Below are 26,055 nucleotides of genomic sequence, written 5' to 3' on the forward strand. Positions count from 1 at the left end.
ATTCATTTTTAACCACGCCCTTCTCATCTTGATTGCGTAAAAATCCTACCGAGACGGTATCAAGAAAACCTTGTTCAACCATTTCCTTTGTGTCTTTTGCGGCTTGCGTAATATCGTGAAAGACTGGCTCAAAAGTTAAGGCGCGAAGTTCTTTATTCAATTCGATGCCCTCCGCCTTACCGACGATTGATTTCACGGAATAATCGTGGTCAATCAAAAGCCGCGGAGACTTGGAAAAGTTAGCCAAATCCCACGATTCAAAAGGGATTGATTCACCCGAGCGGTCAACGCTCTCATCGCTGGCGATGATTCGCACTTTACCGCCCGTCTTCTCGCAGAACGCTTTGAGCTGTATCTTTTCAATTTTCATAAAGTTTTTGGATTATCTTATTCTTTATATCTTCGCGAGAAGCAACCGCTCCTAGCTTCATCTTACCATTTTTTCGTGCCTCGAAATCTATGATTGCCGTTAAGACTTCCAATTCACTCCATTGTAAAGGAGTATCAGTTTTAACTTTATCGGCAAGCGTTCTTTTGAGAAGCGTATAGTCTGCCTTTTCAATCTTCCTGCAACCAGTCGCTTCGCATACCTTCATATCCGAAGGATTAATAAGAATCGCCCCAGTTATACTGGCGATTGCGATTCCTGTTCCGATGAGGGTTTTAGCGATAGGCATATTATTTTCTCTTTTCAAGTTTTAACAATCGCGCTTCAAGCGAATCAATCTTTTTCTGTTGACTCTCCACTTTTGCGTTCAAGTCTTTGATTGACTGACCTAGCACGCCGACCATTGAGAACACGTCGTAACCGTTCACTTTTCCGTCTTCGTGCATCACAAGATTCGGCATCGTCTTTTGGAGATAATCAGCCACGATACCGGAGTGAGTGCGTCCGTCGTCTTGTCTCAATTCGAAATCGTAGAAGTTTGTTTTGAGAAGTTCATCCAGTCCGTATGAGATAGGACGAAGATTGGTTTTACTTGCGAGAGAGGATAACGGACAGATTTGAGACGCACCGATGTAACCCACGCCTGTTGAATCGAGACATAACGGGTTAGTCGTTCCTGCACCTGCGGCAGAGAGATTGGAAAACTGAACACCGACAGTCGTTGTTACATTAGCCGCTATAAGTCCGCCCCACCCAGTCGTTCCATTTGTAATTTTGATCGTGCTCGTCGGACTTTCGATGAGAGACACGGTTGACGCTCCACCATAGGTTGAACCTGAAAGAGCCAACTCACGCACCACGATACCAGTGTCTTGTGCGTAGTTGAGACCCAGTGAAAGCTGTCGAGTTGAGGACGCGAGCGTATTCGCTTCGTAAGCCATAACGAATCCGCCATTGAGATAAATCTCGGCGACGTGCAAACGATTCCAGCGTTTTGTTTCGCTCCCGATGTCGGAATAAGATGTTTTTGCCGGTGACAAAGCGTCTTCGGCGGCACTCAATCCACCGCCTAATACGGCAGTTCCCGAAGCGTAGATGTTTCTCCAAGAAGCCACGGCGGAACCCAAATCAACAGCATTATTCGCCGTTGGAAATATGCCTCCAACCGTGTAAAGACCTTGATTCACCGTGCAATCTCCTGAATCACACTTGAATCTCTGCGCTCCTGCAGTCGTAAGGTTGATTACGTTTGAACCTCCATACATTCCTGTATCGCCGTCAGCCCCAAAAGAATAAGACGGAGCCGCCGCGGAACCTCCGCCTACTAGGATAGTCCCACTCGCATAAACATCTTTCCACGAGAGCGTGGGAGAGCCGATGTTGCGTGTATTATTCGCGTCGGGAGTGAGAGCGGATACAATATTCGTCGCTGAAAGATTGGTCGCAAAAAGATTCGTAGATGTCGTATTCGTGCCCGTGGCGTTGACCCAAGTCAAACGATTGAATGTTGAATCCGCAAGCGTGCTTGTAGCAACAAAAGTAGGAGCTGTAACTCCGCCATAAATCGTAGCAGAACCTCCTACGGTCAAATTGCCTACTACTGCCCCACCGATAACGAACGAAGTCCCGTCAATAAGATCGGAGTAAACCCCTGCGACTCTATCCGCCGATGTTCCGATGGTATCTGTCAAAACAATAGGATGGACGCCGCCTGTGATTTTCTTCCAAAGAGACGGAACGGAAATACCTCCGCCCATTTGAGCGGAAGCTCCTACTGCGGCGATAAACGTCGCCCCACCTGCAATAAAAATTGCTCTTATCAGTTTTTTGATATTCATATCTTTGGTTATGCTACCCATTCCTCGATTTCGAGGACATTCCCTGCATCAGGGCATTGAAAATAAAGCACGATACCTCGAAGCCAAGCGGCTTCAAGATGCTTGCTCGAACCTGCCGGAATCGTGATATATGTCGTGCCACTCGAACCCGATGTATAACAAAGTTTTACCGAACTCCCGCCAGAGCGTTCTTTGATGAGAAGCTTTTTCGTGTTTGCTTGGACGATGTGCGAATACTCGGTGTTCGCCGCTGTCATCGTTACGTTCGTTACTGTTGGTCGTGAATACATATGGTTAGATATTAGAAGTCAAAATGTTTCCATTTAGATTAAGATATTCCAAAAAACGGCAACCACCCTTCCATACAGGTGAGAGTTCTCCAGTTCTCCCTCGCATCTTCTGCTTGGTAGCCTCTGAATGTTTTTGACCTTTTCTCATAATTTAATTATAGCATTATTTTATTCTATTGTAATTTCGTCAGGTCGGACGTAACAACGGCAATTCGGATGGAGACTCCCCGCCTCGATGTTCGCATACTCAATCGTCATCTCAACAGTATTCCCTTCCAAATCCACTCCAATGATAGTGTCGCCTTTTTCCGCGAAGTCTTTATCTATCCCTACAATCTTCCCGTCAAACTCGAAACAATACGGACAAACCTTTTCATCTTCCGCCGTATACCATTTGATTGTTTTTACCACATTCGATTGTTTCCACGCTTCTTTGGTTGCAAAATTGGCAGTCCGAAACGCCTCGGTCTTTGCCACTCGCTCGGCTCTTGAAGTCTCACTCCATTCGCCTATCGTTCTAACCGTCTCCGTGAGTTTAACCAACCCCTCACCCTCCGCCAATCCTGCTTCGAGTTTAGTTTTTAAGGTATCAAGCGTGGTCTGCGTATAACTTTCAGCCATTAAGCCGATTGCTTTTTTAAGAGCCGCCAACATTCTCTTTTCTTTCTCATCGAACGCCGCTCCGACAAGCGTAGCCGCCGCGACGCCTTCTGTTTTCAATATGGAAAGGTAGATAGGGTTTATGCCCTCGATTATTAAGGCGATTTCATCATCTTTGTTTAGGATTTTAGCGATATCCACGCCCTTCGATTTCATTGCTCGTCTGTGGGCTTTTAATTCCTGTCTAACAGCTTCCATAGCCCGCACAGTCATCCCTTTTGCATAATCAGCCATCGCCTCTCTCATCTTTTCTTCTTGTGGGAGCGTGCGCCCGACAAACGCTTTCCAGTTTTCAAGCCAATCAACCGTCGTTATCGTTTCGAGATTCTTTTTCTTTGACTGAACGAATGTGTTTATAGTTGACACTATACTATCAACCATCTTGTCGTTGGTTTTCTTTTTGCTTTTTGAACGATTAGGGACAACCTTTTTCTTTTTGCTTTGCATTAAGCCGTATAATTGAGGCGTAGCGGGTTGCGGCAAAGTATCCCCGCCCTCAATCGGCTCTAAACCTTCCTTTGTTCTGACTTCATTGATTGTCATATACGAAGCCCCCCCAAGTGCCGAGGTGTAAAGCTTTAAGTTCTGCTCCACGTTCTGCGGCACATTGTCATCAAAGGCGATTGCAATATCCTCTCCAAATCTAGAAAGTAAAAACTCGTTGATATACGCCTCAAAACGCTTCAGTTTTGGTTTGATTGTGTATTTAGCATAAACGTATTCCTGTGTTTCAGCCGTAGCCCGATTGATAGATTCACCAAGCCCCATACCGAGAACGATAGGAGGAACACCGAAAGCGGCTAGGATTTCATCCCGATTCTTTGCGCGGGATTCAACGAAGTCCATATCTTTCTGCCCATAGCCCATCTTGGCGAGTTTGACGCCCCTTGGTAGAGCCACGGTCTTGTGCGCTCGTTCAACGCCCGCGTGCCTATCTTCAAACGATTCTCGAAGCAGTCTAACCGCCTCGCTTGAAGTGTCCTCTGTTTCTAAAATGACACCCGGGATTGCCGAGTTCTGAAAGAAGCGACGATTCCACTCCCTCATCCAGTTATCAGTATCCACGGAGTCCATACTGCCTTCCGTTGGTCCCAATCCTCTAAACGGGTCGTTGGGGTTTATTCTGCGGAAATGAAGAATCTCAAAGGGCTTGAAAACCTTTTTTGTCGCTCCTGTCTGATATTCGTAACTAACCACCTTGTCCACATCTCCCGAAACAGAACCGACGACCGCTGTCATATAAGCAGGATTCAAGGGATAGATTCTTGTCGGTATCGAGTTTTCATCCGTTACCCCATCAAGTAACCAATAAGCATTACCCGTTAAATCTTCGTGTTCGCTCCACGTTTGAATTAACTCATATCCGGGCATCCACGAATTAGGACGCTGTAAGAGGTCTAAAAAAGGATGGCTGGTTATCTCCTCCCAGTCCTCCGCCCCTTCTCCTGTCTTGCGATAGAGACGCAATCGTTCACTGATAACCGTCTCCGAGATTCTTGAAATACAAGAGAAAACCCAACCTGCCGCCTCCGACATCAATTTTGCTTGCGAAACCTTTGTCTTTGAAAAGAAAAAACCCAGCCCATACATAGGGGCGAGTTTTAATCCTTCAAAACTTTTTCTGACCAAACCTATTTTTGAAAAGAGATTATCAAAGAAAGACATATCAAGAGAATTGTATCACGGAATAGAGAATCATAACCATACAACCTTCTTTTCCCCTATTGAGTTACGAAGCAAGCCGAGAAGAAGATATGCGAAAGCATCAACAAGGTCATCGTGCGCCTCCGTCCCGAAGTGAGTCAATTGAATCACAAGGTCGTCCGCCGCCTCATCAGGGAACTCGACTGTCCCGTCTCTAACATAACCAGCAACCGCTTCTAGGCGCGCCTTTTTATCCGAGATAGGAGCTAAGGGGTCAACAGCAAGCCATTTACGCTTCATCTCCTCAACAGCCGCCGCTTGATAGCCAACCTGCTCAACGAAGAATCTCATACCGGGCTTTAGATTCGCCAAGGTTTTGCAAGCGTCTATCGTTTCAGCCATTGAAAGCCGAAGGTTTGTTATCCTTTTGCCAATGTAGATTTTCGGCTTGCCGTCCAAGAGTCCAGCGATACCTGGAACGATAGCCGTATAGTCTGCCGTCTCTCTTTTCGAGATAGCCAAGTCCACGCCAGCCCCAAAGCCCGTCGGCACGAATCCTTCTGGTATCTTTTTGAAGTATCGAATCCAATCATCGTGAATTACTTGCCCATCCTCTGGAACAATCTTTAAGAGCGATTCTCGAATCCAAGTCTTTTCTCCTAGCTTCCTGCGTTCAATATCCAATGATTCCATATTGGAAAACTTGCCCGTCCATATTGATTTCCCCTCCTCATCAATAATCGGATAACGTTTGAAAAGCCCTTTAATCTTTCCATCCGCTATCTCTCTTTCGATTCGGCACATCAACCCGTCGCTATGGAGCAAGTTACCAAGAAGAATATACCTCGTTTTCCTGTCTCCCACCTGCATCACATCGGACTTGAACCACCTGTAAAGTTTGTCTCTTTGCTCTTTTTGTCTCGTTTCCTCGATATTCTCGATATCATCGCATACGACAAGATCGGGACGGATTTCAAGATGTCGCAACCCTCTGATATTCCCCCCGTTGGAATGGGCGGAAATACGCGCCCTGTATTTCGGGAGAACAATGGTCGTCTTTTGCCATTCGTCATTGTCTGCTCCCATTTCAGGCTTGAAAGCACCGAAGTCTTGTATCAAAAGCTCGTTCTGTTCTAACTCGGCGCGGATGTTGTAGAGGTATCTATTCGCCTGTTTGTCAGTGTCGGCAATCAAAAGAGGATATCGGCTTCTTCCCGTGATGATTGACCAAACAATAAAAAAATGAGTGATGATTGTCGATTTCGTGCAACCACGAAAACCTAGAATCTCTAGGAATTGATTGTCTGAATCTTGCAGGTCGTCGTATATCTCCCTCTGGAAATCCGCAGTCTCATATTGAATATACGGAGCATAGTAAATATGAGCGAACCAATATAGCGATGAGATAGCCAGTCCTTTTCTGAAAACCTTGTCATTCGCTATTCTGTTGGCTAGTCTTTTTGGATTTAGAAATAGTCCGTTTGCTTTTAGGGAGGGCATATTCAATCGCTTGTCTTATCTTTTCCTGCATTTCTTTTGGAAGTTTGGCGATTGTCCCATCCTCGACTTCCGCGATATGTTTTTCCATAAACTCCCTGCCGCCTTTTTTAATCAGCCACCAAGTAGCCGCGTTCCAATTTTCAAGTGCTTCGCGCCTGACAATCTTAATACACTGGTCTTTTGCTTTGAGTCTTGCCTTGATAACCAAATCAGAAAAATCAGGGAAGGCCTTAATCCATTGATAGAAAGTTTCTGTTCTAACTCCAGACAAAGCGCAGGCATCGAGGTCGGTATGACCAATTCCAAGATGTCCCAATAATTCCTTTTGAAGTTCAGGCGTTCTCTTTGTTTTTCTCCCGTTTTTTGCCATATCTCTCACAAGTTACGTCTATCAAATAAACCAACAATTCACTATCATTTTCAATCTCTAGGTTTGATTTTAATTGCTTCCACGATTATTCAATCTTGGGTCAAGAGCTACCGTCCCGTTCGTTTCAATCTCGGAGGAATTGAATTGATAACCGTCTGCCGCTACTTGGCAAAACATTTCAATCAAAGCGTTCTGTTGTAACATCGGCTCACCGCCTGAAATGACTAGATTTTTCGTATTCACGCCGATAAGTTTTCCCGCAACAAAAGCGGGAGATAGTTCGTGCAGCTCATCTTCGAGTCTAACTGTTTTTGAACCCCATTTTTCTTCTATTCCGTCTCCTTTTCCAAAGTTCCACGAATACCAAGTATCGCACCATTTACAATGAAGATTGCACATCGCAAGCCGTAGGAACGTGCAAGGCAAGCCCGCGTTCGTTCCTTCGCCTTGGAAGGTAGAGAAAATCTCATTCACTTTTAGATTCATATCGTTGGTTTTTAACGAGCACCGAGCAATTCTCCGTCTCCCATAGACGAATCTTTGAGATAACCCCGTTGAATCCTTTTATCTTGAACGCCAAGTCTAAATCAATGAGAAAGTTTTGCGCCAAGACTTCTGCAGAAGGATTAGGAAAAAAGTCATTCAAATCCTTATGGTCGTATCTATCAATGACTACTTCCTTAACAAGTTTTGTCAGGTCGTCAAAATCAAGCACTATGTCATTTTCATTGAGTTCTCCCAAAGCTGAAACCTCTAACTTATAACTGTACCCGTACGACTGTTGGCATTTTCCTTTATGCCAAGGCAGTCTATGCGCGGCTTCAAAGGTGAATCGTTTTGTGATTTCAAGCATATTTCGCGCTAGCGTGTTTAGAAATTATGTTTTCGAGAAAAAGTTTATGTATCTTATAGTCGAATCTCCCTTGGTCTGTATTCGACATCAGTTTCAATCTATCCAGTTTTTCTTTTGAATAAATGAGCCGTAGCCATTCGTGGGCTTCAATAGGATTCTTATGCCACCAATTAAGATGACAGGCATAGCAAAGGGCTTTCACATTTTCAGGTTCAAACTCCATCCGCCGATAACGTCCTTTAGGATAGATATGCGATAACTGCCATTTAGGATTCCCACATCGCAAACATCTTTTATCTCGAAATCCTACTATCTCGTGAAGAAGTCCGTTTAAGGTTTTTTTTTCGTGTTTGGTCATTTTTTTTCTCCCATCTCTACCGCCCAGCGTAAGCCGAGCGGTCACACTAACCTCGCTTGCGCGAGAACGACGCACCCCGTTGATTGCGCTTGCGCGCCTTACAACGGGCGGTAGAGACAGGAGACGAATCGGGAGGAGGAGGAATAACCCCCCGATTCGCTCCCGTCCTATTTTACCACCTAACGCCAGCACGAACAATCTATAACCTGTTGATAACTAACCAAGAAAATCTCCGGGGTCTGGAACCATAATACCCATCGTCGCCGCTTCGGCTCTTATCCTCTCGCAAACTCTCCGACAAATTTCTCGAGTCCTTTGGCATACATCTCTCGGGCTTCAATCTTGCTCTCTGAATAGCCAAGGATTCTTTGTTTGTATTTTATAGTAAGCGTGGCTCGCCACTTTTTCATAATCCTGCACCAGCTCACTCCCTTGTAACCACTTTTATTCGTTATTTTCATTCGACTATTCGCGCAATTTTGAGACTGTGTGCAGATTCGAAGATTCGAAATTCTATTATCAAGCGGATCCCCGTTTTTATGATCTATGACATACCCTTTGGGCACATCCATTATTTGACGATGCAGAAGGATTGAACGATTCTTTTTTCCAATTCGCTCTCCTCGAACCGCATACCCAACTGAAGAAACACACCATTTCCATTTTGATAATGGCTCAAACCAATTATCATCTACTATCGTAGTTTTCCCTTGTGTCAATCGGATCCTTTTCATAATGTTATTGATTCAGCCGGCGGAATAATTATACCCATACTAGAAAACTCCGCTATTACCCGTTCCAAAAACTCTGACTCTTCTGCTACTGATAACAGTTTTGTACTCGACGGTATTCTGACCCGCTTCCCATTTAATTCAACGAACGTCGGCGGTAAAAACATTGCCTTCATAGCCTCGTGGAGTTCTAAACAAGTATGCCCTGTCTCTTTCGCTGTTATCGGATAGACAACCGCCCAGAGATAAGCATTTTGTTGAGTCGTACGAGGCTTTGACCGCTTCGAGATAATCACATCAATCTCCTGCCCTACCTTAAACCCTCGAAGATAGGCGGACACGGCGTCGGGATTGTTAAAGACCAGCGCGCCTTTCCCGATCTTGGCGACGAACCGCGGTTTAATCATATTCTGGTCAAAACTCCATTAACTTGCTCGCAATTTCCTCGACCTCTTTCAGCGTATCTTTTTGGTAAATCTCCAACGTGTTTATTTCATCCGTGAGGTTAGAACGATTCATCTCGATAATGAAGAAATCTTTTACCTTTAGACGCGGGTCATAGAAGCAGAAATAAAGTTTTTCCAGCTTCTCATTGACTACGAAATACTGTAGCCCTTGATAGCGATATTCTTCTGGTATCTCGCCCGTAAGATACGCCTCGATATGCCGAGCCGATGAAAGGCATTTGACTTCCACTGCCTCCGTCTCCCCAATCATTCCATCGGGCGAAAGAGCGATACTCTCATTATCATCCTTGACCCATAAGACAAGCTCGCAGTTAACTTTTTTATCCGTCATCTTCTCAAATCGTTCGATTGCTTCTTCTTCAAGGCGATGACCTCTGTCCATCGGATTTTCTCCGTCTGCTGGCAGTCCGATTCTTTCTGCGATTAACTCATAAAAGCCTTGTTTCTTTTTATCTATATTCCGTTTCGAAATGATGCCCCCAAGTTTCGACCCAGTTATCTTGCCGCGACGAGCCTCAATCCACGAAATCTCATCGGAGAAATAATAAGTCTTCATAGATAATTTTTCATATGAGTATACAACGGGAGAGTAAAGGCGTTTTTGAGGCTCCATCCTTTTTGTATACGAGCCGTGACCGTGCTTTCTGATGCTCCAAGTCGTTTCGCGGCCTCTGTCGCAGTCTCGTTATTGAATAAAATTGTATTGCGTCTATTGCGCGCCTGTTCCGCCCTTGTCGCCCATTTGCAATTAGAAGGATCATAATTCCCGTCGTTATTTATTCTTTCGAGACAAAGTCCTTTGCTGTATCCATTAGCCGTATCTTTTTGAAAGTTCTCAAACTTCCGCCAAGATTCACATATTGTAATACCTCGGGCTCCGTAGAAAGTATAACTATGATCGTTCTTATTCAGACAACGAGTTAGGATACCTGCCCAGACTTTATACAAGGGTTTACCTGCCATCCCGTGAGTCTTTTTCATACGGCGGTCTTTTGAGTAATGCGCTTCATCAATCCTGTGATAATCCCGTCGGCTTGAACCGTTGTGATGTCTAGAATCGAAACTCCATAGAGTTCGCGACATCGAACGCCGACATCTGCTTTTGAATATCCCGCCTGCATAGCGAGTTCGCTGATAGTGTTCATTTGGGCTTCTGTCGCCTTGCTCCCTACTTCAGCGTGTGTGGTCTGTGGCGTCGCGTCTGTGTCCTCGTCGCCCGTCATAATTCCAAAGGCGTTACAAAAGGCATAGCGTTTAGCGAACGTCATCGTAGCCGCTGTCTGTTGAGGGGCTGACATTATTTCAGTCCTCGTTGCGAGAGGAACCTCCATATCGCTTAATTCCGAATGCCCTCCTTTATGCTTTACGATACAAACCACCTTGACCGCGTTTTCTTTTATCTCGGTTTTGATTGAATAGCTGAATCCGTGTTTACCGATTATTCCCTTGACCTCGGTTACAATCGAATCTAGCGGGGCGTAGTGATACATCACGACCCCCGAACGATTCTTAACCTCTTTGCCTTTCCCGACGATAGGACATTCCGCTTGAAAGTTCGCCATCGCTTCATCGAACGCCTCTTTTGCGGCTTCGGCTTTTAACGCTGTTCGCATCGCCAGTAATCGCTCCATCGTCTCAACGGGCAATCCTTTATCAATTGCTTGGGCGATTAAGACTTCCGGTGAATAAGATTGAGACGCATTCTTTTCTTCGACTGGGACTACAGACATTGTCGTGGCTCCGACACTTATCGTGGGCAATAATTCTTTTTTCATATTTAGACGTTAGTGTGAGTGAAATCTAAAGTCCTGCGGTCAATTGCCGCGCATATTTACGTCGTGTTTTAGTGTGAATGAATAACTAAATTATAGCAGACGCTAGCATTATCCGTCAAGCGTTTTCTGTGGATAATTCCTCCCTGTTTTTTCTGTATGCTTCCCACCTCCGATTCGCCATTTCAGCCATCGCCTCTTTGCCGTATTTCTTGAATCGCGCCGCGCCTCCTTTACGCCCTAACGCTTGCGCCGCCTTGTTTAAGTTAACGTCTTTTTTCTTCATATTTTTCTATCTCCTTCTTACTGTATTCCTCCAACACCTTAATTATGACTACGAGATACAATCCAACCATCAAGACTTTTAATAGAGTGCTATCAAGCGTTAAAGTGAACGCGAATATCAGCGAGGGCAGTAACGCCGCTGTTTTTAGTGTCATTTTGTTTTCACCTCCTTTTCGCAGTAATAACTCCCTTCAAACGTCCCGCATCGTGTTCGACCTTTATTTCCAGTATCCGTAAAAACTTTGGCGTTTTTATCGAGCGGTGGGAAAGTCATTATTGTTGATGTAGCTATTTTAGGTTTAGGAATAACCGTTTTGTTTTGAAGATATTTGACCTCCTTCAAAACGTCGTTCATCTTCCATTCTGCGGAAAACATTTCATAGCCGAGGAATATCTGACTAACCAACAAAAGAAAAAATAAGGTTTTCATATTATTTCAAATACTTTTCCGCTTCTTCCAAGACCAGTGTCCAAACACGCAGTTCGGTCTTAGCGGTCTTAATTAGCAATTTGATTTCTTTCTGCGACCACTCGGAGAGTGGTATATCCGCAAGTCGGATTAGGATTTTGGTGTTGGACATATCTCTTTATATCTCCGCTCATTCTCCTCGTCCCAATCGGGATGTTTACAGGAGAAAGCGGGGTGAATAAGCATATACAATCTATCCACAACCCACGCCAATTGCTTTTCACGTTCTGTGACAGCGCGACCTTGGGCTTCATCCAAACCAACGCAGTCCGCTTCAAAAGACGCGTCGGAGGAGAGGATGTGGCTAGCGAGTTCTAGGCGTTCGAGGTTGTTCATATTATTTCCCACACTTATCACATTTAATTTCAGGTTGGACGACTGACCACCCTTCGCGGCGGAGTTGTTCGATGTGGTATGTACCTCCTGTCGCAGTTCGCATTTCCAAGATCGCTTTTTCCGACTGTTCTTTTTCTCTCCAAGATAACGACAATAGAAATGTTTTTCCACTCATCCCTTTTTCCAGTATTTCTGCTCGATGTACAAACTTATTATGATTCGTATATTGAATCACATCCCCCACTTCCAGATTATCGAGAGTTTTGGGTTCTGGTGAGACGATTTCGAGGTAGCAGGTTTCTCTGTAGTAGTGAGTGCAACCATCTATATCAAAACCTTCTTCAACAACGCTTGTAATTTTCTGCGTATTTGAGCCATCATCTTTGAGACGAACACACATATTATGTTTCCCCTCCACAGCTCTCACTTCGTCGCCTACCTTCAGAATGTTCTTCAAGTCTTTATATTCGTAGATTTTGGACATATTATTCTTCAATTTTAATCTTCAAACATTTTAATAATTCTTCTTTTTGTGAATTTTTTATCTTCGCTTCGCACAAGTCCGCTTCGCGCAAGTTCGCTCCGTACAAGTCCGTTCCGCACAAGTTCGCTTCGCACAAGTCCGTTCCGCACAAGTTCGCTCCGCACAAGTCCGCTCCGCACAAGTTCGCTCCGTACAAGTTCGCTCCGCACAAGTCCGCTCCGCACAAGTTCGCTCCGTACAAGTTCGCTTCGCGCAAGTCCGCTCCGTACAAGTTCGCTTCGCGCAAGTCCGCTCCGTACAAGTTCGCTTCGCACAAGTCCGTTCCGCGCAAGTCCGCTCCGCGCAAGTACGCTTCGCGCAAGTCCGCTCCGTGCAAGTACGCTCCGCGCAAGTCCGCTCCGCGCAAGTCCGCTTTATTCTTTTCAACAGCTTCTTTAATAGATTCCGCTTCCACTTCAACTATTATTTTATCGGTAAGGCGATTCTTTATTATGATTTTTGGCATATTAGAGATTAGTTATTATTGAATAACCCCACACGCATACTGCTAAGAACAGGATGACGGAGAGGATGGCGATGACGCGCCAGAGGCGGAACGGGGCGCGGTGTTTTTCGGGAGGGTTTAGGGAGTGGGGGTCGTGGGTGGTCATATTATCTATCTATTACCGCCATCTCTACTCTCTTCTCAATTTCACGAAGTTCTGTGAGCATAGCGATCATTATATTTAATCGTTCCATCAGCAGGTCGAATTGTGTGTTGGTCATATTATTCTTTATGCTTAATATGTAGGGTATCTCATTGATTATTCGTATGAGGGTCATATCATCTATAACTTAATTCGTATTTCTCGCAATATACACATTCATAATCCATCTTCCTACGACAATCGTTACAGCGTTTTGAATCGCAATCTTCGCATACTCTTTCGGGGCTTGAAGCCAGTCCGTATCTTGATAGCCTCATAACAAACTCAATCCCTGTTAATTCTCGCTCCCTACTACACATCGGACATATTCCTCGTTGGTTCATATAGTGTGATTCGCGCTTGTTAGTTAATAAAATCTTCTTTCCATTCGTTTAATGGCTGTCTGTCTTTTTTTGCCAGTCCTCTTTTTTTCAGAATCGTATAAAGGGTAGGCAATAGCTCGCCTTTTTCGTTTTGAATCACCACCCTAACCCGCGTGATATTACTTGCACTTGGGAGAATCTTTTGGATTGCATCGCAAGATACATACCACGCTCCGTCAATCTGTCTAAACACCGATTCATTGAATCGCTTCCAGACTCCAAGGCACAATAACCTGTCATCGTTTCTGGTTTCGGGGCTTTGAATCAATATCGTTCTAACGTAGGACTCTAGTTTAGTTTTCATAGGTTTGAAAAAACTTTGTCCGACATATAGCGGCTGATTTCGTTATACAAGATTTCCGTGTCATTGATTCGTTCCAATTCGAGCAGTATATCAACGCCTATATCGTCAACCGTCCTAGCGTCGGGGTTCTCAATCATAAACCTGTCTATGACCTTCTTCTGTCGAGCGGTTAATTGCCTCATACTGTTTCCTCCTTTCCAACTTCCTTCTCGACTTCTTCCGTCTGGTCGAAATGGAATACCGTTGCGCAAGAGAAGCGGGGTTTTTCTTCCAACCCTCGTTGGTCTTCTTCTTTTTTCTGCATCGGAAAGACAATCGAATAGCCGTGTTCACCTTTCTTGACCTTGCGCCCGAGCGAACGCCATTGCTGATAACCTCCAAACACTCCCGCTGGGGCTTCTTGCGCGGCAAGAAAGCATTGATTGAAGATACTGTATTCCTTTCGAAGAACCGATACCGCTTGGACTCCTTTTATTTCCCCCGCCTTCACCTTCTCTGACACTGCTTTCAGCATCGCTACTCTCTCCTCTCGCGTCATTTTTTTATGCATATAGTGTGTGAATGAATTAGATTTTTTTCGCAGTGATGGATGTTGAATATCGGTTGGTTCGCTTGCGTGAAATAGAGTTCGCCGACCGCTTGGATTTTTACTCCGTCCTTCATTAGGGACGCTCTCGCTGGCGCGGAACCTTTCCACCAAGTGCAATCGAGCTTCGTTTCTCCGTCCTCGCTTACTAAAACCAACTTCGATAACACTCCTACTTTTTTCAAATACCCTTGAAGATGAACCTTGATAGGCATATTAGTGTGAATAAATTAGGTTTTTATCTTGCTGAAAAAAATTATTTAACACTCTCGCGCTCTCCTTATTCGCGCTCTGGTATTTGGTTTTCAACCCTCGCTCGATTTCTGCGTAACTCCCTTTCTTGATTGCGGAGCGCATCTCTTTTTCCGCCTTCTCCGCCTCCGCTCGGTAGGGGCGCAATTCGCTCCAAGTGATTCGACCTTTGAGATACAAACCCTTCATATTCTCGTATTGGGCTTTTGCGTCCCTCGCTTGGATTGCTAGATTTTTTTCTGTGGATTTCATATGCGTGTGAATTAGTGTGAATGATTTTCGCGCTATGCGCGTTTTGCTTTGGGAGGGACAAGGTAGATTCCTCCGCCTTCCCCTCCCTCCGCGCTAGGTGCCCTTTCTGGACTCCTTATACATATAGTATGCTATCGCTTGCATATTGTCAAATGTCCCAAGAAAACTGTTGCAAAAAGCCGTCAAATTAGGTTTTTTACAACGGACAATGTGCGAAAAATGCGGTTCCTCGAATACCCAAGGACACCACGCGGATTATTCGAAACCCCTAGATGTTATTTGGCTGTGCTCATTACATCATAAAGAAATACATAGATGTGGATAAGTCTGCCCAGCCCCAGCAGGGCATAAAAACAGCCCAAAACCCTCGCTCTTGCTCTTTCAGGGGCGAGGCTGTACTATTGCAATAGCTGTTAAACGCAGTTACAATATGAATGTCCAACAACCTTCAAACTTGTTGACCCGCGCATCATACGCGGAACTGCGTTTCGCAACGAGCCGTCCTAGTGGCGGCTTTTTGCGTTGATAGCTCGCCTAGGGCAAGCCAATCCATTTGGTCTTTCGGTAGGCGTCAGCAGGGTTAATCCCTGTGCGCGAAAGAAGCGGAAGCCTGATGCGCTCCCGACAGCAATCGGGGGACACCGTAAGCTATTAGCACGCTCGTGAGCCGAGCCGACGTTGCACATCAAAGAACGATTGCGTCGCTAAAAGCGTTTCTTGACGCTCCCTAGACTGGCATATTGACCACGTGGGGAAGTGTATCGTCTCCCTTCACTGGGCTGTGAATGCTTTGTTTTTTCGCAAGCGAAACAACGGGGCAAGAGCTAACCATATCTCGACAACCGAAGCTATTATGATAGAAAAATATGTCAATGAGAGCTTGCAGTAAATGCCTCGAGAATCAATGGAGATTCAGAAAGATTGAGAATTGGGTTGTCGCTTCTTGTGAGTATTGCGGCAACGAGGTTTCTTTTGAGGCGAAGAAGGTTAACAAGATTGAGCCTACTATTGACGATGCGTGCAAAAAGTGCGGTGGGGCTTTGGAAAGAAAAACGCATAAGGCAATCACGCAGAAACAATTGAGAAAATCTTTTTATTTCAAGTCTTGGCTCAAATGCAAAAAATGTGGGACGATCTATATGTTACCAAGTCAAATCATAAGAAAATATGACTCACAAACAAGTGTCCCTCATTAAATCAATGATTCGTATCGTAGGATTCACGGTTCTTGGATTATCGCTTTATTCGGGACTTGTTATTCTCATCATTGCTGAATTGCTGGGAGTGTTGGAGGAATGGGTTTAGAAGCAATTAGAAGCAATTCCTGATGCCGCCCGACCCTCAAAACTGCGCTAGTTTAGCTTCAGGGCATCTATGCTACCCGACGGGTCTAACCTCGCTAGGAACGCAGAAAACCTTGCAAAAACACCTATTCTGTGATAGAGTTCAAGGGTTGATTTCTTTGGCGGGACACTCCGCTTGCCCGACTGTGAGGTAACTCCTCGACGGAGAGGTAAAAAAAGAGACAAGCCGAAGCCGTTGGATTATTCTGACGGCTTTTGGTATTCTGTGAGCAGATACGCGACGAGATAAACTTTCCAAAGTCGTCGAAGCGAATCTAAACACCTTTTCGCCTTTTCGCCTTTTCGCCTTTTAGGCGTTTAGGCGTTTTCTGCGCTCCGCGTAGCATTGAGAAATCCGGTTCAATTTTACGAGAGACTGGATAGAGAGCAAAAAACCCCGTGAGGGGTTTTTTTGTGTTTCACGTGAAACGTCCAGTCTCCAAGTCCCTTCGTTTAGTAATGGATTGTCGTTATCCTCAAAGCGGATGACGGCGTGAGCGTAATAGCCGTTCCTGATGTGTTACACATTTGAACCGTCGCTGTCCCACCAAATCCGCTCGCTTTGAAAGCCACGGTTGAAGTCGTCCATTGTAAGGGCGGAGTAACTAATACGGCGTTCCCTGATACTGCGCCCGTTACTGCCGTTGCCGTTGATGTGCATTGATAACCTTCGATTGAATCGGGTGAAAGGGTCAGAAGAGCCGTTTGAGAACCCGTAATACTCGCCCCTGACGCACCGAGAATCGTTGTCCCTGTAACGGTTACGCTGGAAAGAGTAGCTAGAGCCGAAGGCATAGCCAGCGTGCTGTTCAACGTAGCGGCTCCCGAAGCAGTTAATGCTCCGATTGTTGCAAGCCCTGTTAATGATGACGTGCCTGTAACTGAAAGCGAGGAGAGCGTTGCTAATCCCGCAGGAGAAGCGAAGGTTGAGCCAAGCGTTACCGCGCCTTGGAGCGAGGACGTGCTGGTCGCGGTCAAGGTTGATGTGGTCAGAGTCGTGGAGTTGATTGTTACGCCTGTTATCGTCGTAACAAGAAGCGTAGCGATAGCTCCCAAAGTTCCTGCCAATGCGGCTGTTATAGCCGTTATAGTCTTGCGAGGATACGGAGATGTGTCTGTCGTGAGGTTGCTCATATGATAAGTTATTTTTTAGTATAGATTGATTATAGCACTTCCTACGATATGGTTAAACTTATGTCTAAAGTTAGTGAAACTAAAGCCGTCTTTGCAACAGGCGGAGAAAAAAGGACACGAGAAAATATCTGTCCCGTATTCGCCCCAGCCGCTCCATCAATGAATAACCCTGCTTCATAGTGGGTTGCGGTAGCGGTTCCAGCAGGAATGAACACGGAAAGATAAGCTACGTTATTCGTGTAAGTTTGAGAGTCTATCGTTTTTCGATATGATTCCGTCCCTAGTTGGGTATCGCTGTTGTTTGGAGCGGTTGTCCCTGAACCAAGAGCGGCGTAATTTACAATCCCTGTGTAGGTCGTTGTATTCGCCAGACGTTGAGCGAGAACCGAACGCCCGACTGTCGGAATTAAGTTTGAGAAAACCATCTCCTCGACCTTTGCGCGTTTGTAGTAATCCGCTAGGAGCCCACGGTAGATTGAAGCGTGAGACGCTCTTTCGATTTCGTCTTTTAATCTCGAAACAGGATGAGTTTTTAGAAAAGAAAGAATCGCTTGATATTCTTGTTTTGCTGTTTCAGGGAGGGTGAGAGTCAGGCGATATTCCCCTTTGATTGAGGCGGATTCGTTAAGTTTCATATTATTTGATTTGTAGGGCGATAGCGATTCCCGCAGAACCTACGACTCCATTAGAGCCTGGGTTTGTCCCCGTCCCGCCTGCCCCATACGCTCCACTCGTTACATCGGTTGTATAGCCCGATGAATAACGATAGATGACTAGGACTATCCCGCCATTACCTCCGCCCCCCCCGCCGCCACCGCCACTGTTTGCTCCTGCGTCAGTACCACCGTTCCCTCCAGCCGCCCCCTTTGCTTCAAAAGTAATCGAACCAATAATGTTAGCGAAAGCGCAAAAGACGAAACCGCCAGCCCCGCCTCCGCCTCCACCACCACCTCCACCCACGTTCGTTCCTTCTCCTCCGCCCCCGCCACCGCCGGCTCCAGGGGCGACTTGCATTACAATTAGGGAAGCGCCTGAAAAACTAAACCATTGATTTGCTTGATTGATAGAAAACGGCCGCCAAGCGATTTGAGAGCCTTCGCTTCCTCCAGCTCCGCCCGCTCCTGGACTGCCTGCGCCGCCGCCAGCCCCGCCCGCAGAACCCGCAGTAGTAAAATACTCAAACGTTACAGCTCCACCTGCTACACCTGGATTTGAGGGCCCAGAATAACTTGATTGACCGCCAGCACCAGGAGCCGCAGGAGACGGGACGGTTACTCCAGGAGCCGACGTCCCTGCCGCGCCGCCTGCGTTTGTGTCGCTCCCTGTCCCATTAGTTCCTGCGCTACCAACTGTCCCATTATTTCTGATAGTTCCGGTTCCGGACACAGTACCATTCGCAAAAATCTTATACCCGGCAGTTACTAAAATCGCGCTCCCACTAAAAACAATGTTGGTCGCGAAGATATCTCGTAAAGCGGTGTACGTTGCTCCCGCTTTTGAAAGAATGCTCGCGTAAGTATTCGTGCCATCAAGGGCGAGTTCTCCGTCGGAACCGTTGCCGAAATCATTGAGGCTACCTCGTTGGTTATTTGGCGCAACCAAAAGGGCTGTTGTAGAAATCGCGACGCCTACGATATAGGAAAAAGTTCCTGCGGTTAGTGACAACCCACCCGCAGTGTTTGAAAGATAATAAGTCGAGCCAGCTGTAAGACTTGAAAGCCCTGTAGCCACTTTCCCCGGTGCGAAGATTCTTTTTGTATCATCAGCGTTCCCAGCCGCCGCGACAATTCCGACGAAGGCGTCAACCTGCGCTTGAACATCTGCATCCGCTTTCCATATTTTACCATCTGCCGCTTTCAGATATACAGCGTCGCCCACGGCAAGAGTTTCGCCGTAGGTATAAACAGGATTCAACGAAAAATCATTGAAATCTGCGGCTGGGAGCTGGTCGCCTGCCACAGTAGGGGTTGGATAGCTCATATCAAGAAATTGTTATCGTCCATTCGATGGTTAGGGTTTGCGCTACTGATTTTGTTATATTTATTGCCACACGAGAAAGAAGCGTCCCACTATTCGCCGCGCCTGTTCCGCTCATAAATAAACCCGCTTCCCTATACGTCCCTGACGTTTCCGCGGCTGTGTAATAGCCCGTAATCGTTGCCACGTTTGAGGCATTAGCCGCACTTGCCGTTGCCTTTCGATAGACTTCGGTTTGTAGCGTCGTGTCTCCATTAGCGGGGGCGGTAACGCCTGTTCCAAGGGCAACGTAATTGACCCGTAGCGTTGTAGGACTTGGGCTTCCTGCGGTCAAATGACTTGCTATTCCCGTCCGTCCAGCCGTTACGACAAGGTTGTCGTATTCCTTAACTTCAAAAGAACCGTCGGGATTCGTGAGCGTGCATTTCAAACGTCCTTTTATTTTCAAGCCCTCTGATCGCGCAAGCGCGGATAATGATTCCATAAACGAAGTATATCACGACAGTAGACTGCCATCGAGAATAAACGGTCTTTTTGTATCCGCGAATCCTGAAAAGACATAAGGGGTTAGAACGAAGACAGTCCCGTGATTCAAATCATCTTGTTCTGCCTCTCCGAAAGTAATCGTCTCCGTTTGAGCGTTCATCGAACCTTGCGTCCATACGTCTGCGACGGTTGCGGTTTCGTCTATATCTTGAACCTCATCAATAACCTCATCATCATTCATTGTTATCTGCTTTTTAGAATCACGAAGGAGTCCGAGCAGATATTCAATGACACCAAAGGAACGGGTCGAGACAATTTTTATATCATAGATAAACCCCGTTGGGCTTTTTGTCCTGAAATAAACCGACTGAACGATATAGGTATCCGAAATCCCTCTTGCCGCGATCGCTATCGAAATCGTCTGTCCAGCGCGGAGCCCCGTCGTATCTGTCGTAAACGAGCCTTCGATGAGAGTATCCCGATACGCCGTGAGTTCCGCCGAAGCCCGATCTCTTGCCCCTTGTTGAGTTAGAATCGTTTTATCAAGAATCAGAAACTCATAGATTCCGTGCGTTGCAATTGAAGAGGCGTCCCCTTTTTTTATGATAACGGGAATCATCGGGTTGCCTGTCATCTTGATTAACTGTCCCGCTGTCGGTTTGGTCGCCGTCTTGAACTTTAAGGTTTTCTCCATAAAGTTATAGAGACAATCGTATGACGCGGGGTCGGCGAGGTTATCTACTCCAACGGTTTTTGAAACAGCGGCTACCGTTACAGTTAGATTTTTTATTCTATACGGCGAACGATAGTTAAGAGACACGCCATCCGCGTCCGTATCGAAATCCGTTGACGCGCCTTGATACTCTCCGCCTCTGACGTAGATTTGATTTTTGACTGTCGCCGAATCCTGCGAGACGTCTAACGAGTCCCAAGCAAAGTTAGCGGAAGTGTCAGTAAGCCCAAAAGGCGCGGGTTCGGTTAAAGGCGCAAAAAAATGAAGAACCCTGACGGGGTCGATATACCAATCGCACCCAACCATTTCAGCCACTTGTTTTATAGCAGATGAAACACTTTCGTAGTTAAACTTCACGCTTCCGATTGTCGGAGCGTCTGCGTCTTTCACGCTCCCCATTGTGAACGCCGTGGATTTTATGAGCCGACAATCGTCTATCGAAACATTTACCGTCCCCGAAGCTGAAGCAGTTACTCGATATTGTCTCTTTTTAATGTCGTTCCAATTCGGACTTCCCGAAGAAGTAAAAGCGGATTTCAAAACAATTATTTCATTCCATCCAGCCACGAGTGAAGCCGCCACGACAGTCGTCTCATAATAATTTGTATAGGTCGCACCAGCGTCCGAGACGCAAAGAAGCCGAATAGACGCGAGATTCGCGAGAGTATCCACATACACATAAAACTTGATTTTATCGCTTGTAGTTGAAGCGGTCGCATCTGAAAATAAAGTAAGGTCAAGCGTTGTCTCTCTCCTTGCCGTAGCGGTATTTGAAGCCGTAGCCGTAAACTTTCTAGATTGCGAACCTTCAATGAATTGTCCCGCCGTAGTATTCGCCGCGACAGTCCCGTCCTCCGTTGTCCACGTCTCCGTTGATTCTCCAAGGTCTATCTCTTTACTTGGTTGGTTAACAAACTCATCTAGTAAAGCGTTGAGAATGTATCTCGCCGAGACTGACGTAAACTCTCTGACTGCCAAATATCTATCTAACTGCTTTTCGTAAGAGACGCATTGAACCGCGAGTCGAGTTAAAAGTCCTGCCTCGATTGAATTGTTTATCTTAACCACGATGCCGCCAAAAATTGACGTAGCCCCGTCTTGAACCAAGACAGAATCCCCGATAGCGGGCGAGTAGGTTTTTCCAGCGTGCTTTTTTAACTTGAAACTGCAAGTATCTATCTGTGAAGTCTTTACCTGTTCCACGCTCAAAGACTCCCATTCTATCTGGTCGCTTTTATCCACTCCGCCGATAGAAACAGTTATCGCCATATTAGGAAACCGAGGCGTTGAGTTGCAATCGTTTGATTATCAAGTCTCCGATTTCTCTAGCGGCGCGTTCAGGGTCGCCGCCAAAAAATGAACCAATCGAGATATTGACCGTCGTTCCAAAGCCACCACCCCTTGAAAGAGGCACGACCGCCTCCGCTCCCGATTCTCCAATCATCGCCAAGGTAGGTGAGGTTACAATCCCGCCCTTTGCCATTTTAGGAACAGATATTCCGCCCGGGATACTGCCGATATTCGTTCCGGTAACTTTATTGACCGCCGCTATTGCAGTATTAGCGAGCGTGATAAAAGCACTTAATTTTGGAAAAGCGATTGAAACCATTGTCGAAACCGCATTTTTAATTTCATCTAGCGCGCCGATTATCGTATTTTTAATTAGATTCCAATTCATCTCCGCGCTGATTTTTAAGGCATCCCAATTTTCCGCGAGGGTTACTCCTGCAAATACAAGACCGCCGACTGCTATGATTATCAATCCAATCGGTGAAAGTAGAGCCGCGAGGGCAATAGTAAGAGCTGGAATGAGAATCAATAGCGGACCCAAAACAAGGGCGGTTTTAATCAAGATGTCCACAAGTTGAGGATTTTTCTCTAACCATATTGCCATCTTGTCCAAGATAGGTTTTATGAAATCAACGAGTTTTTGAAGTATCGGGATAACTTTCATTCCGATTTCTTCCACAATGTCGCCCCAAGTGTTTTTGAGTTGTAGTAACTGTCCTTCAAAAGTTTTTGCCGCCGCTGTTGAACGTCCGCCAAACTCCACCGCGAGTTCGGCAAGAATAATCTTTTGCGCCCCCGCCACGTCGCCTGCTTTGACCATTGCTTCAATTTGCGCCTTTTGCTGGTCGGTGAACGCCACGCCGACTCTAGTAAGGGCTGAAATGCCGTCAACGGGATTGTTCAGGGCTTTTCCAAGTTGAATTGCCTGACTGGATAATTGCGAAGCCGATGGGGTCGCGCCGTCATTCATCGCCGTCGCCATATCGAGCAAGGCGGCAGTAGCTGTCGGAAATACCTCTTTTCCGATATGAGTAAAGGAGAGAAGCATATTCTGACCTGCTTGAATCGCTTCATCTTCAACGGTTGTAGTCTTTTGTAATTCGCTCGCCATCCGCTTTATTTCATCCGCCGTGAGACCTACCGCGCCTTTTGTGGATTTCAACACGGCTTCGAGTTGAGCGTTTTGTTTGATACCTTCCCCTGCCGCCTTTACTGCAAGCCCTAAAGCCCCAGTGATAGCAGTCCCTACGCCAGCCATAGCCATCCCAAGTTCTTTGAGGTCGACTTTCATTTTGCCAAAAACCTTTGAGGCTTCGTCTTTTGCGCGTATAACAATATCCAATTCTGTTTGTGAAGACATATAGGGTTATTCTATCACAAAAACCGCTCCTATTTCGAGCGGCTTTTATTCTGCTTCTTTTGCGCTCTTGCTTCCTCTTGGAGCATATCCCACAAGTAATCAATGAATGGCTGTGGTTGAGATTGGAAATCGTGCCAAGTCCATCCCATCTCACGGCATAAGATAGCCGCCTGCATTTCAGGAAAAAATCTCGCCCTCTCTCCGCCGAAGTAACAACGCCACCCTATTGCAACTTCGGCTCGGTGGGGTTTAGTACTATTTCGTTTGCCGCCGACAAAACCGAATCCCATTCTGACGCCGGACTGTCCAAAAGTCTCTCCAAGATATTTTCAACATTCCCGTCATAGGAAATAACGAGAAGTCTGATAGTAGCCTCATCCTTTTCTCGCATTGTAGCCGCCGCATCGTATTCTTTCATCGTCGGGCTTTGGGTAACCCCGTCTCGCCCTGCAACATTCTCCATTCCAAACTTTATATGCTTGAAAGTGATTTCTTTTAATTCTCTCGCTTCGCGGGCTGTGAGCCAGCAATTCAAAATAAACTCCTTGCCTGCAGGAGTTTTTAATGTTTTTGTTTCTCTTGTCATATAACGAGTAAGTTTAAGAAGTTCGTATATCCTGCGTAACCATTTTGTTGATTCCAATGGAAGGGTCTGTAACCACAATGAAGATGAGAACCTGTTGAGCGTCCTGTGTTGTCGGTCAATGCCATTACAGTCCCTTTTGACAATGTTTCACGTGAAACACTTTGGCCGACCTTAACAAACTCTTTCCATAAATGTCCGTAGACAGTTTGTGAACCGTCGGCGTGTCGCAATCTGATGAATCGTCCGTATCCCTTTCTTCCTTGGTTCCCTACTTCAATAACAACGCCGCTCGCCATAGGACGAACGTGCCTATGACCAAGCGGCGTGTCTGCAAACTTTGTTCGAAGATCCAGCCCGTTGTGTGCCTTTAAGCCATAAACCCTATAGAAACTCGGGTTTATTCCAAACCGTTGGGTTAAATGGAATCTGGTCAGAGGAGAGAATAAGATATTCGGCATATTTTTTTGATTTCCAGCCAATCGTTGTCCCGCTTTTTGGGAGTTTACTGCTAGGAATTAAAAACGCTTTTTCAAGAATCCCATTTATCAAGCAGAGACAGAAATAATAATCACATTCACCAATCCCACGAGAAAAAGCCCACCAGCCGCCGACCTTACCCACAGGTCGTCCTCTTTTTTTCTTACGCCTATAGAGGTTATGAGCCTTTACATCTATCCTTTTTCCATCCCAAAGCAAGTCATAAGGCTTCCCCATCCCATCCGCGTTTACATCAACGGCATTGAGCTTTGAAGCCAACCATTTTTCCCATTTTCGACCGAGCCAAGTTGTGGATATCGCGAGACTTTTCTTTGTCGTTCCGCATTTCCGTCTGGCTGAATTACGAGCAATTTGTCGTCGCTGTTCGGGATGAGCAAGTGCCCATTCCCGCGCTTTAGTAATGTATCTTTCTTTATGCTGTAAGTAGTATTGTTTATCGTAAGGCATCACGATAATATACTCGGAAATCAAACGGAAGTCAAATTAGACTAGGATTCGGCTGGCACCACGGGGGCTTCCACGGGGGCTTCTTCAACCTTCTCCGCTTCGGCAACTTTCTCCGCTTCGGCGTCTGCTGGAACTTCCACAGGGGCTTCTGCTGGTTCCTCACTCTCTCCTAGTGCTTTATCCTCCGCGCTTTCAACGGGAGCTGTTCTTTCCGCGAATTGAGCGACGTATTCTTCTTCGCTTGAATCCTGCCAATCGTCGGCGAGATACATATCGCGCTTCGCGGCAAGACCGCCTTCATCTTCTGCCCCAATCTTGCAAACGGTAAACTTACCGTCGCCGTTAGCTACTAACTGTTTTAGATATGCGTGAACCATAAAATAAATATGATTGAATTATGCGTATATTGTAACATAGAAAGAAAGGTCGAGCATAGAAGCCCGACCAAGAAGATGTCACTGACGCGACGGAGGCAGGTCATCGCACCCCTCCATTGAGGGCGGTGGTGCCTTCAGCGTATCTGGAGGCGGCGGAATCGCGTCGTGCCTCGTTGGCGGGTGAAACGTCCGAGTTGCGTCTATCCGCGCGAAGTCGTAGAGAATCGCTCCTCCACGGAACGGAACGCGGATTTTGATTTCCGCTATCCCACGCTTCACCGCCGACCACCACGACCAAGCCAAATCGTGGTCAATGTCCATCTCGATCGGCTTGTCGTCAAAGAAAAATATCTTCACGTCAACACGTCCTTTTCGTTGAGCGTTTTGGTGTGCTTCCGCAGTAGGTAGTACCGCGTAAGCGAGATTTGGTCGTAGGCACTGACCCACTCCTTGAAGATCGCTTTGCAATCCTCTCCACAGAACACGAGACGATCTGCGTCCTCGTCTTTGCCGTGGTAGTCGAACAGACCGCCGCAACAGAAACACGCTAGTCGCATTTTGCCCTCCTTCTCTCCTCGAAGATTTGTTTTGCAAACTCCGTGAGAGAGTAGTTGTGGTTGAGAAACTCGGACTTTTGCCAAGCGTCGAAAATGCGACCGCACAAGACGTTACCGCAGATACCGTGGCTTACGTCGAGCTGGTTGCCGTCGCCGACTTGGACAAACTCCGCAGAACCGCAACAGAGACATTTTTTAATCATCGTCGCACCTCCGATATGTATAGTGTTTACGCGTTCTATACACATCTTATCTCTGTTGCGGTTCTGCGGAGTTTGATCTCCGCCATGCCGTGTTTCACTGCTGACCACATCCTATTTATGTTTTGAAAAGAACACCTATCCTTTTCGATTACAGCG

At 46.2% G+C, this 26,055-nt stretch carries 36 protein-coding genes; 1 reads left to right on the forward strand and 35 read right to left on the reverse strand.

Translation table 11 applies throughout. The annotated features are described in order from the left end of the window. The 35 genes from WC764_04215 to WC764_04385 form a co-directional block, all read right to left on the reverse strand. Nucleotides 1-370: HK97 family phage prohead protease (locus tag WC764_04215; GenBank protein ID MFA6006896.1), on the reverse strand; the 370-nt coding region annotated here is incomplete at its 3' end. Beyond that, nucleotides 360-677: a hypothetical protein gene (locus tag WC764_04220; GenBank protein MFA6006897.1), complete on the reverse strand. Its 318-nt coding sequence runs from the start codon at nt 675-677 to the stop codon at nt 360-362. The genes WC764_04215 and WC764_04220, both read right to left, overlap by 11 nt. 1 nt (nt 678) lies before the next feature. Continuing rightward, on the reverse strand, nt 679-2,226 hold the full coding sequence (locus WC764_04225) for a tail fiber domain-containing protein (GenBank protein ID MFA6006898.1): 1,548 nt from the start codon (nt 2,224-2,226) through the stop codon (nt 679-681). 8 nt (nt 2,227-2,234) lie between these two features. Then, nucleotides 2,235-2,516: a hypothetical protein gene (locus tag WC764_04230; protein ID MFA6006899.1), complete on the reverse strand. Its 282-nt coding sequence runs from the start codon at nt 2,514-2,516 to the stop codon at nt 2,235-2,237. 168 nt (nt 2,517-2,684) lie between these two features. Continuing rightward, entirely contained in the window at nt 2,685-4,841 is a 2,157-nt protein-coding gene (locus tag WC764_04235) for a phage portal protein (GenBank protein ID MFA6006900.1), read from the reverse strand. A gap of 30 nt (nt 4,842-4,871) precedes the next feature. Further along, nucleotides 4,872-6,320 carry a hypothetical protein gene (locus tag WC764_04240; protein MFA6006901.1) on the reverse strand — a complete coding sequence of 483 codons (1,449 nt, stop codon included), beginning with the start codon at nt 6,318-6,320 and terminating at the stop codon, nt 4,872-4,874. Then, nucleotides 6,253-6,690 carry a hypothetical protein gene (locus WC764_04245; GenBank protein ID MFA6006902.1) on the reverse strand — a complete coding sequence of 146 codons (438 nt, stop codon included), beginning with the start codon at nt 6,688-6,690 and terminating at the stop codon, nt 6,253-6,255. Before WC764_04245 ends, WC764_04240 begins: the two co-directional genes overlap by 68 nt. Before the next feature lie 69 nt (nt 6,691-6,759). Further along, a complete protein-coding gene (locus WC764_04250) occupies nt 6,760-7,176 on the reverse strand; it encodes a 7-carboxy-7-deazaguanine synthase QueE (GenBank protein ID MFA6006903.1) in 417 nt (138 codons plus the stop codon). Then, nucleotides 7,157-7,543: a 6-carboxytetrahydropterin synthase gene (locus WC764_04255; protein ID MFA6006904.1), complete on the reverse strand. Its 387-nt coding sequence runs from the start codon at nt 7,541-7,543 to the stop codon at nt 7,157-7,159. Before WC764_04255 ends, WC764_04250 begins: the two co-directional genes overlap by 20 nt. Further along, on the reverse strand, nt 7,536-7,901 hold the full coding sequence (locus tag WC764_04260; GenBank protein ID MFA6006905.1) for a hypothetical protein: 366 nt from the start codon (nt 7,899-7,901) through the stop codon (nt 7,536-7,538). Before WC764_04260 ends, WC764_04255 begins: the two co-directional genes overlap by 8 nt. 275 nt (nt 7,902-8,176) lie before the next feature. After that, nucleotides 8,177-8,311, reverse strand: a complete 135-nt coding sequence (locus tag WC764_04265) for a hypothetical protein (GenBank protein MFA6006906.1) — start codon at nt 8,309-8,311, stop codon at nt 8,177-8,179. Nucleotides 8,312-8,631: 320 nt separating this feature from the next. After that, on the reverse strand, nt 8,632-9,039 hold the full coding sequence (locus WC764_04270; protein MFA6006907.1) for a hypothetical protein: 408 nt from the start codon (nt 9,037-9,039) through the stop codon (nt 8,632-8,634). Nucleotides 9,040-9,046: 7 nt separating this feature from the next. Further along, on the reverse strand, nt 9,047-9,655 hold the full coding sequence (locus tag WC764_04275) for a YqaJ viral recombinase family protein (protein ID MFA6006908.1): 609 nt from the start codon (nt 9,653-9,655) through the stop codon (nt 9,047-9,049). Between the two features lie 421 nt (nt 9,656-10,076). Further along, the gene (locus WC764_04280) at nt 10,077-10,874 is read right to left on the reverse strand and encodes an ERF family protein (protein MFA6006909.1); all 798 of its coding nucleotides are present in this window, start codon (nt 10,872-10,874) and stop codon (nt 10,077-10,079) included. 115 nt (nt 10,875-10,989) lie between these two features. Further along, on the reverse strand, nt 10,990-11,157 hold the full coding sequence (locus tag WC764_04285; GenBank protein ID MFA6006910.1) for a hypothetical protein: 168 nt from the start codon (nt 11,155-11,157) through the stop codon (nt 10,990-10,992). Further along, entirely contained in the window at nt 11,138-11,311 is a 174-nt protein-coding gene (locus WC764_04290; GenBank protein MFA6006911.1) for a hypothetical protein, read from the reverse strand. Before WC764_04290 ends, WC764_04285 begins: the two co-directional genes overlap by 20 nt. Then, on the reverse strand, nt 11,308-11,586 hold the full coding sequence (locus WC764_04295; GenBank protein MFA6006912.1) for a hypothetical protein: 279 nt from the start codon (nt 11,584-11,586) through the stop codon (nt 11,308-11,310). Before WC764_04295 ends, WC764_04290 begins: the two co-directional genes overlap by 4 nt. A 1-nt stretch (nt 11,587) precedes the next feature. After that, a complete protein-coding gene (locus tag WC764_04300) occupies nt 11,588-11,737 on the reverse strand; it encodes a hypothetical protein (GenBank protein MFA6006913.1) in 150 nt (49 codons plus the stop codon). Next, nucleotides 11,716-11,961 (reverse strand): hypothetical protein, encoded by a 246-nt coding sequence (locus tag WC764_04305; GenBank protein ID MFA6006914.1) that lies wholly within the window; start codon nt 11,959-11,961, stop codon nt 11,716-11,718. The genes WC764_04300 and WC764_04305 overlap by 22 nt, the downstream gene beginning before the upstream one ends. A gap of 1 nt (nt 11,962) precedes the next feature. Beyond that, nucleotides 11,963-12,445: a hypothetical protein gene (locus WC764_04310; GenBank protein ID MFA6006915.1), complete on the reverse strand. Its 483-nt coding sequence runs from the start codon at nt 12,443-12,445 to the stop codon at nt 11,963-11,965. Between the two features lies 1 nt (nt 12,446). Beyond that, nucleotides 12,447-12,950, reverse strand: coding sequence for a pentapeptide repeat-containing protein (locus WC764_04315; GenBank protein MFA6006916.1), 504 nt, complete (start codon nt 12,948-12,950; stop codon nt 12,447-12,449). A gap of 544 nt (nt 12,951-13,494) precedes the next feature. Then, nucleotides 13,495-13,818 (reverse strand): hypothetical protein, encoded by a 324-nt coding sequence (locus WC764_04320; GenBank protein ID MFA6006917.1) that lies wholly within the window; start codon nt 13,816-13,818, stop codon nt 13,495-13,497. Further along, on the reverse strand, nt 13,815-14,000 hold the full coding sequence (locus WC764_04325) for a hypothetical protein (protein MFA6006918.1): 186 nt from the start codon (nt 13,998-14,000) through the stop codon (nt 13,815-13,817). The genes WC764_04320 and WC764_04325 overlap by 4 nt, the downstream gene beginning before the upstream one ends. Further along, complete coding sequence (locus WC764_04330) at nt 13,997-14,368, reverse strand: ArdC family protein (protein MFA6006919.1); 372 nt, start codon at nt 14,366-14,368, stop codon at nt 13,997-13,999. Before WC764_04330 ends, WC764_04325 begins: the two co-directional genes overlap by 4 nt. Nucleotides 14,369-14,620: 252 nt before the next feature. After that, nucleotides 14,621-14,908, reverse strand: coding sequence for a hypothetical protein (locus WC764_04335; GenBank protein ID MFA6006920.1), 288 nt, complete (start codon nt 14,906-14,908; stop codon nt 14,621-14,623). A gap of 1,796 nt (nt 14,909-16,704) precedes the next feature. Then, nucleotides 16,705-17,385, reverse strand: a complete 681-nt coding sequence (locus WC764_04340; protein ID MFA6006921.1) for a hypothetical protein — start codon at nt 17,383-17,385, stop codon at nt 16,705-16,707. A gap of 41 nt (nt 17,386-17,426) precedes the next feature. After that, the gene (locus WC764_04345) at nt 17,427-18,020 is read right to left on the reverse strand and encodes a hypothetical protein (GenBank protein ID MFA6006922.1); all 594 of its coding nucleotides are present in this window, start codon (nt 18,018-18,020) and stop codon (nt 17,427-17,429) included. Nucleotide 18,021: 1 nt separating this feature from the next. Then, nucleotides 18,022-19,365 carry a hypothetical protein gene (locus tag WC764_04350; protein ID MFA6006923.1) on the reverse strand — a complete coding sequence of 448 codons (1,344 nt, stop codon included), beginning with the start codon at nt 19,363-19,365 and terminating at the stop codon, nt 18,022-18,024. 1 nt (nt 19,366) lies between these two features. Beyond that, nucleotides 19,367-19,846, reverse strand: a complete 480-nt coding sequence (locus WC764_04355) for a hypothetical protein (GenBank protein MFA6006924.1) — start codon at nt 19,844-19,846, stop codon at nt 19,367-19,369. Nucleotides 19,847-19,858: 12 nt separating this feature from the next. Then, complete coding sequence (locus tag WC764_04360; protein MFA6006925.1) at nt 19,859-21,850, reverse strand: hypothetical protein; 1,992 nt, start codon at nt 21,848-21,850, stop codon at nt 19,859-19,861. Nucleotide 21,851: 1 nt separating this feature from the next. Further along, nucleotides 21,852-23,231, reverse strand: coding sequence for a hypothetical protein (locus WC764_04365; protein ID MFA6006926.1), 1,380 nt, complete (start codon nt 23,229-23,231; stop codon nt 21,852-21,854). Nucleotides 23,232-23,454: 223 nt separating this feature from the next. Beyond that, a complete protein-coding gene (locus tag WC764_04370) occupies nt 23,455-23,817 on the reverse strand; it encodes a hypothetical protein (GenBank protein MFA6006927.1) in 363 nt (120 codons plus the stop codon). A gap of 381 nt (nt 23,818-24,198) precedes the next feature. Beyond that, entirely contained in the window at nt 24,199-24,762 is a 564-nt protein-coding gene (locus WC764_04375) for a hypothetical protein (GenBank protein MFA6006928.1), read from the reverse strand. Nucleotides 24,763-24,803: 41 nt separating this feature from the next. After that, nucleotides 24,804-25,139, reverse strand: coding sequence for a hypothetical protein (locus tag WC764_04380; protein MFA6006929.1), 336 nt, complete (start codon nt 25,137-25,139; stop codon nt 24,804-24,806). A gap of 78 nt (nt 25,140-25,217) precedes the next feature. Then, nucleotides 25,218-25,586, reverse strand: coding sequence for a hypothetical protein (locus WC764_04385; GenBank protein MFA6006930.1), 369 nt, complete (start codon nt 25,584-25,586; stop codon nt 25,218-25,220). A gap of 166 nt (nt 25,587-25,752) precedes the next feature. Between WC764_04385 and WC764_04390 the strand changes: the two genes are divergently transcribed. Continuing rightward, complete coding sequence (locus tag WC764_04390; GenBank protein MFA6006931.1) at nt 25,753-26,025, forward strand: hypothetical protein; 273 nt, start codon at nt 25,753-25,755, stop codon at nt 26,023-26,025. Nucleotides 26,026-26,055 lie beyond the last annotated feature (30 nt).

Source organism: Candidatus Paceibacterota bacterium (assembly GCA_041660505.1).
Lineage (GTDB): Bacteria > Patescibacteriota > Minisyncoccia > Phycocordibacterales > JACRKE01 > JBAZWG01.

Bases quoted from the DNA above. Each gene is read 5' to 3' on its own strand.
- WC764_04220 (MFA6006897.1), bottom strand. From the start codon at position 677: ATGCCTATCGCTAAAACCCTCATCGGAACAGGAATCGCAATCGCCAGT.
- WC764_04225 (MFA6006898.1), bottom strand. From the start codon at position 2,226: ATGAATATCAAAAAACTGATAAGAGCAATTTTTATTGCAGGTGGGGCG.
- WC764_04230 (MFA6006899.1), bottom strand. From the start codon at position 2,516: ATGTATTCACGACCAACAGTAACGAACGTAACGATGACAGCGGCGAAC.
- WC764_04235 (MFA6006900.1), bottom strand. From the start codon at position 4,841: ATGTCTTTCTTTGATAATCTCTTTTCAAAAATAGGTTTGGTCAGAAAA.
- WC764_04240 (MFA6006901.1), bottom strand. From the start codon at position 6,320: ATGCCCTCCCTAAAAGCAAACGGACTATTTCTAAATCCAAAAAGACTA.
- WC764_04245 (MFA6006902.1), bottom strand. From the start codon at position 6,690: ATGGCAAAAAACGGGAGAAAAACAAAGAGAACGCCTGAACTTCAAAAG.
- WC764_04250 (MFA6006903.1), bottom strand. From the start codon at position 7,176: ATGAATCTAAAAGTGAATGAGATTTTCTCTACCTTCCAAGGCGAAGGA.
- WC764_04255 (MFA6006904.1), bottom strand. From the start codon at position 7,543: ATGCTTGAAATCACAAAACGATTCACCTTTGAAGCCGCGCATAGACTG.
- WC764_04260 (MFA6006905.1), bottom strand. From the start codon at position 7,901: ATGACCAAACACGAAAAAAAAACCTTAAACGGACTTCTTCACGAGATA.
- WC764_04265 (MFA6006906.1), bottom strand. From the start codon at position 8,311: ATGAAAAAGTGGCGAGCCACGCTTACTATAAAATACAAACAAAGAATC.
- WC764_04270 (MFA6006907.1), bottom strand. From the start codon at position 9,039: ATGATTAAACCGCGGTTCGTCGCCAAGATCGGGAAAGGCGCGCTGGTC.
- WC764_04275 (MFA6006908.1), bottom strand. From the start codon at position 9,655: ATGAAGACTTATTATTTCTCCGATGAGATTTCGTGGATTGAGGCTCGT.
- WC764_04280 (MFA6006909.1), bottom strand. From the start codon at position 10,874: ATGAAAAAAGAATTATTGCCCACGATAAGTGTCGGAGCCACGACAATG.
- WC764_04285 (MFA6006910.1), bottom strand. From the start codon at position 11,157: ATGAAGAAAAAAGACGTTAACTTAAACAAGGCGGCGCAAGCGTTAGGG.
- WC764_04290 (MFA6006911.1), bottom strand. From the start codon at position 11,311: ATGACACTAAAAACAGCGGCGTTACTGCCCTCGCTGATATTCGCGTTC.
- WC764_04295 (MFA6006912.1), bottom strand. From the start codon at position 11,586: ATGAAAACCTTATTTTTTCTTTTGTTGGTTAGTCAGATATTCCTCGGC.
- WC764_04300 (MFA6006913.1), bottom strand. From the start codon at position 11,737: ATGTCCAACACCAAAATCCTAATCCGACTTGCGGATATACCACTCTCC.
- WC764_04305 (MFA6006914.1), bottom strand. From the start codon at position 11,961: ATGAACAACCTCGAACGCCTAGAACTCGCTAGCCACATCCTCTCCTCC.
- WC764_04310 (MFA6006915.1), bottom strand. From the start codon at position 12,445: ATGTCCAAAATCTACGAATATAAAGACTTGAAGAACATTCTGAAGGTA.
- WC764_04315 (MFA6006916.1), bottom strand. From the start codon at position 12,950: ATGCCAAAAATCATAATAAAGAATCGCCTTACCGATAAAATAATAGTT.
- WC764_04320 (MFA6006917.1), bottom strand. From the start codon at position 13,818: ATGAAAACTAAACTAGAGTCCTACGTTAGAACGATATTGATTCAAAGC.
- WC764_04325 (MFA6006918.1), bottom strand. From the start codon at position 14,000: ATGAGGCAATTAACCGCTCGACAGAAGAAGGTCATAGACAGGTTTATG.
- WC764_04330 (MFA6006919.1), bottom strand. From the start codon at position 14,368: ATGCATAAAAAAATGACGCGAGAGGAGAGAGTAGCGATGCTGAAAGCA.
- WC764_04335 (MFA6006920.1), bottom strand. From the start codon at position 14,908: ATGAAATCCACAGAAAAAAATCTAGCAATCCAAGCGAGGGACGCAAAA.
- WC764_04340 (MFA6006921.1), bottom strand. From the start codon at position 17,385: ATGAGCAACCTCACGACAGACACATCTCCGTATCCTCGCAAGACTATA.
- WC764_04345 (MFA6006922.1), bottom strand. From the start codon at position 18,020: ATGAAACTTAACGAATCCGCCTCAATCAAAGGGGAATATCGCCTGACT.
- WC764_04350 (MFA6006923.1), bottom strand. From the start codon at position 19,365: ATGAGCTATCCAACCCCTACTGTGGCAGGCGACCAGCTCCCAGCCGCA.
- WC764_04355 (MFA6006924.1), bottom strand. From the start codon at position 19,846: ATGGAATCATTATCCGCGCTTGCGCGATCAGAGGGCTTGAAAATAAAA.
- WC764_04360 (MFA6006925.1), bottom strand. From the start codon at position 21,850: ATGGCGATAACTGTTTCTATCGGCGGAGTGGATAAAAGCGACCAGATA.
- WC764_04365 (MFA6006926.1), bottom strand. From the start codon at position 23,231: ATGTCTTCACAAACAGAATTGGATATTGTTATACGCGCAAAAGACGAA.
- WC764_04370 (MFA6006927.1), bottom strand. From the start codon at position 23,817: ATGACAAGAGAAACAAAAACATTAAAAACTCCTGCAGGCAAGGAGTTT.
- WC764_04375 (MFA6006928.1), bottom strand. From the start codon at position 24,762: ATGCCTTACGATAAACAATACTACTTACAGCATAAAGAAAGATACATT.
- WC764_04380 (MFA6006929.1), bottom strand. From the start codon at position 25,139: ATGGTTCACGCATATCTAAAACAGTTAGTAGCTAACGGCGACGGTAAG.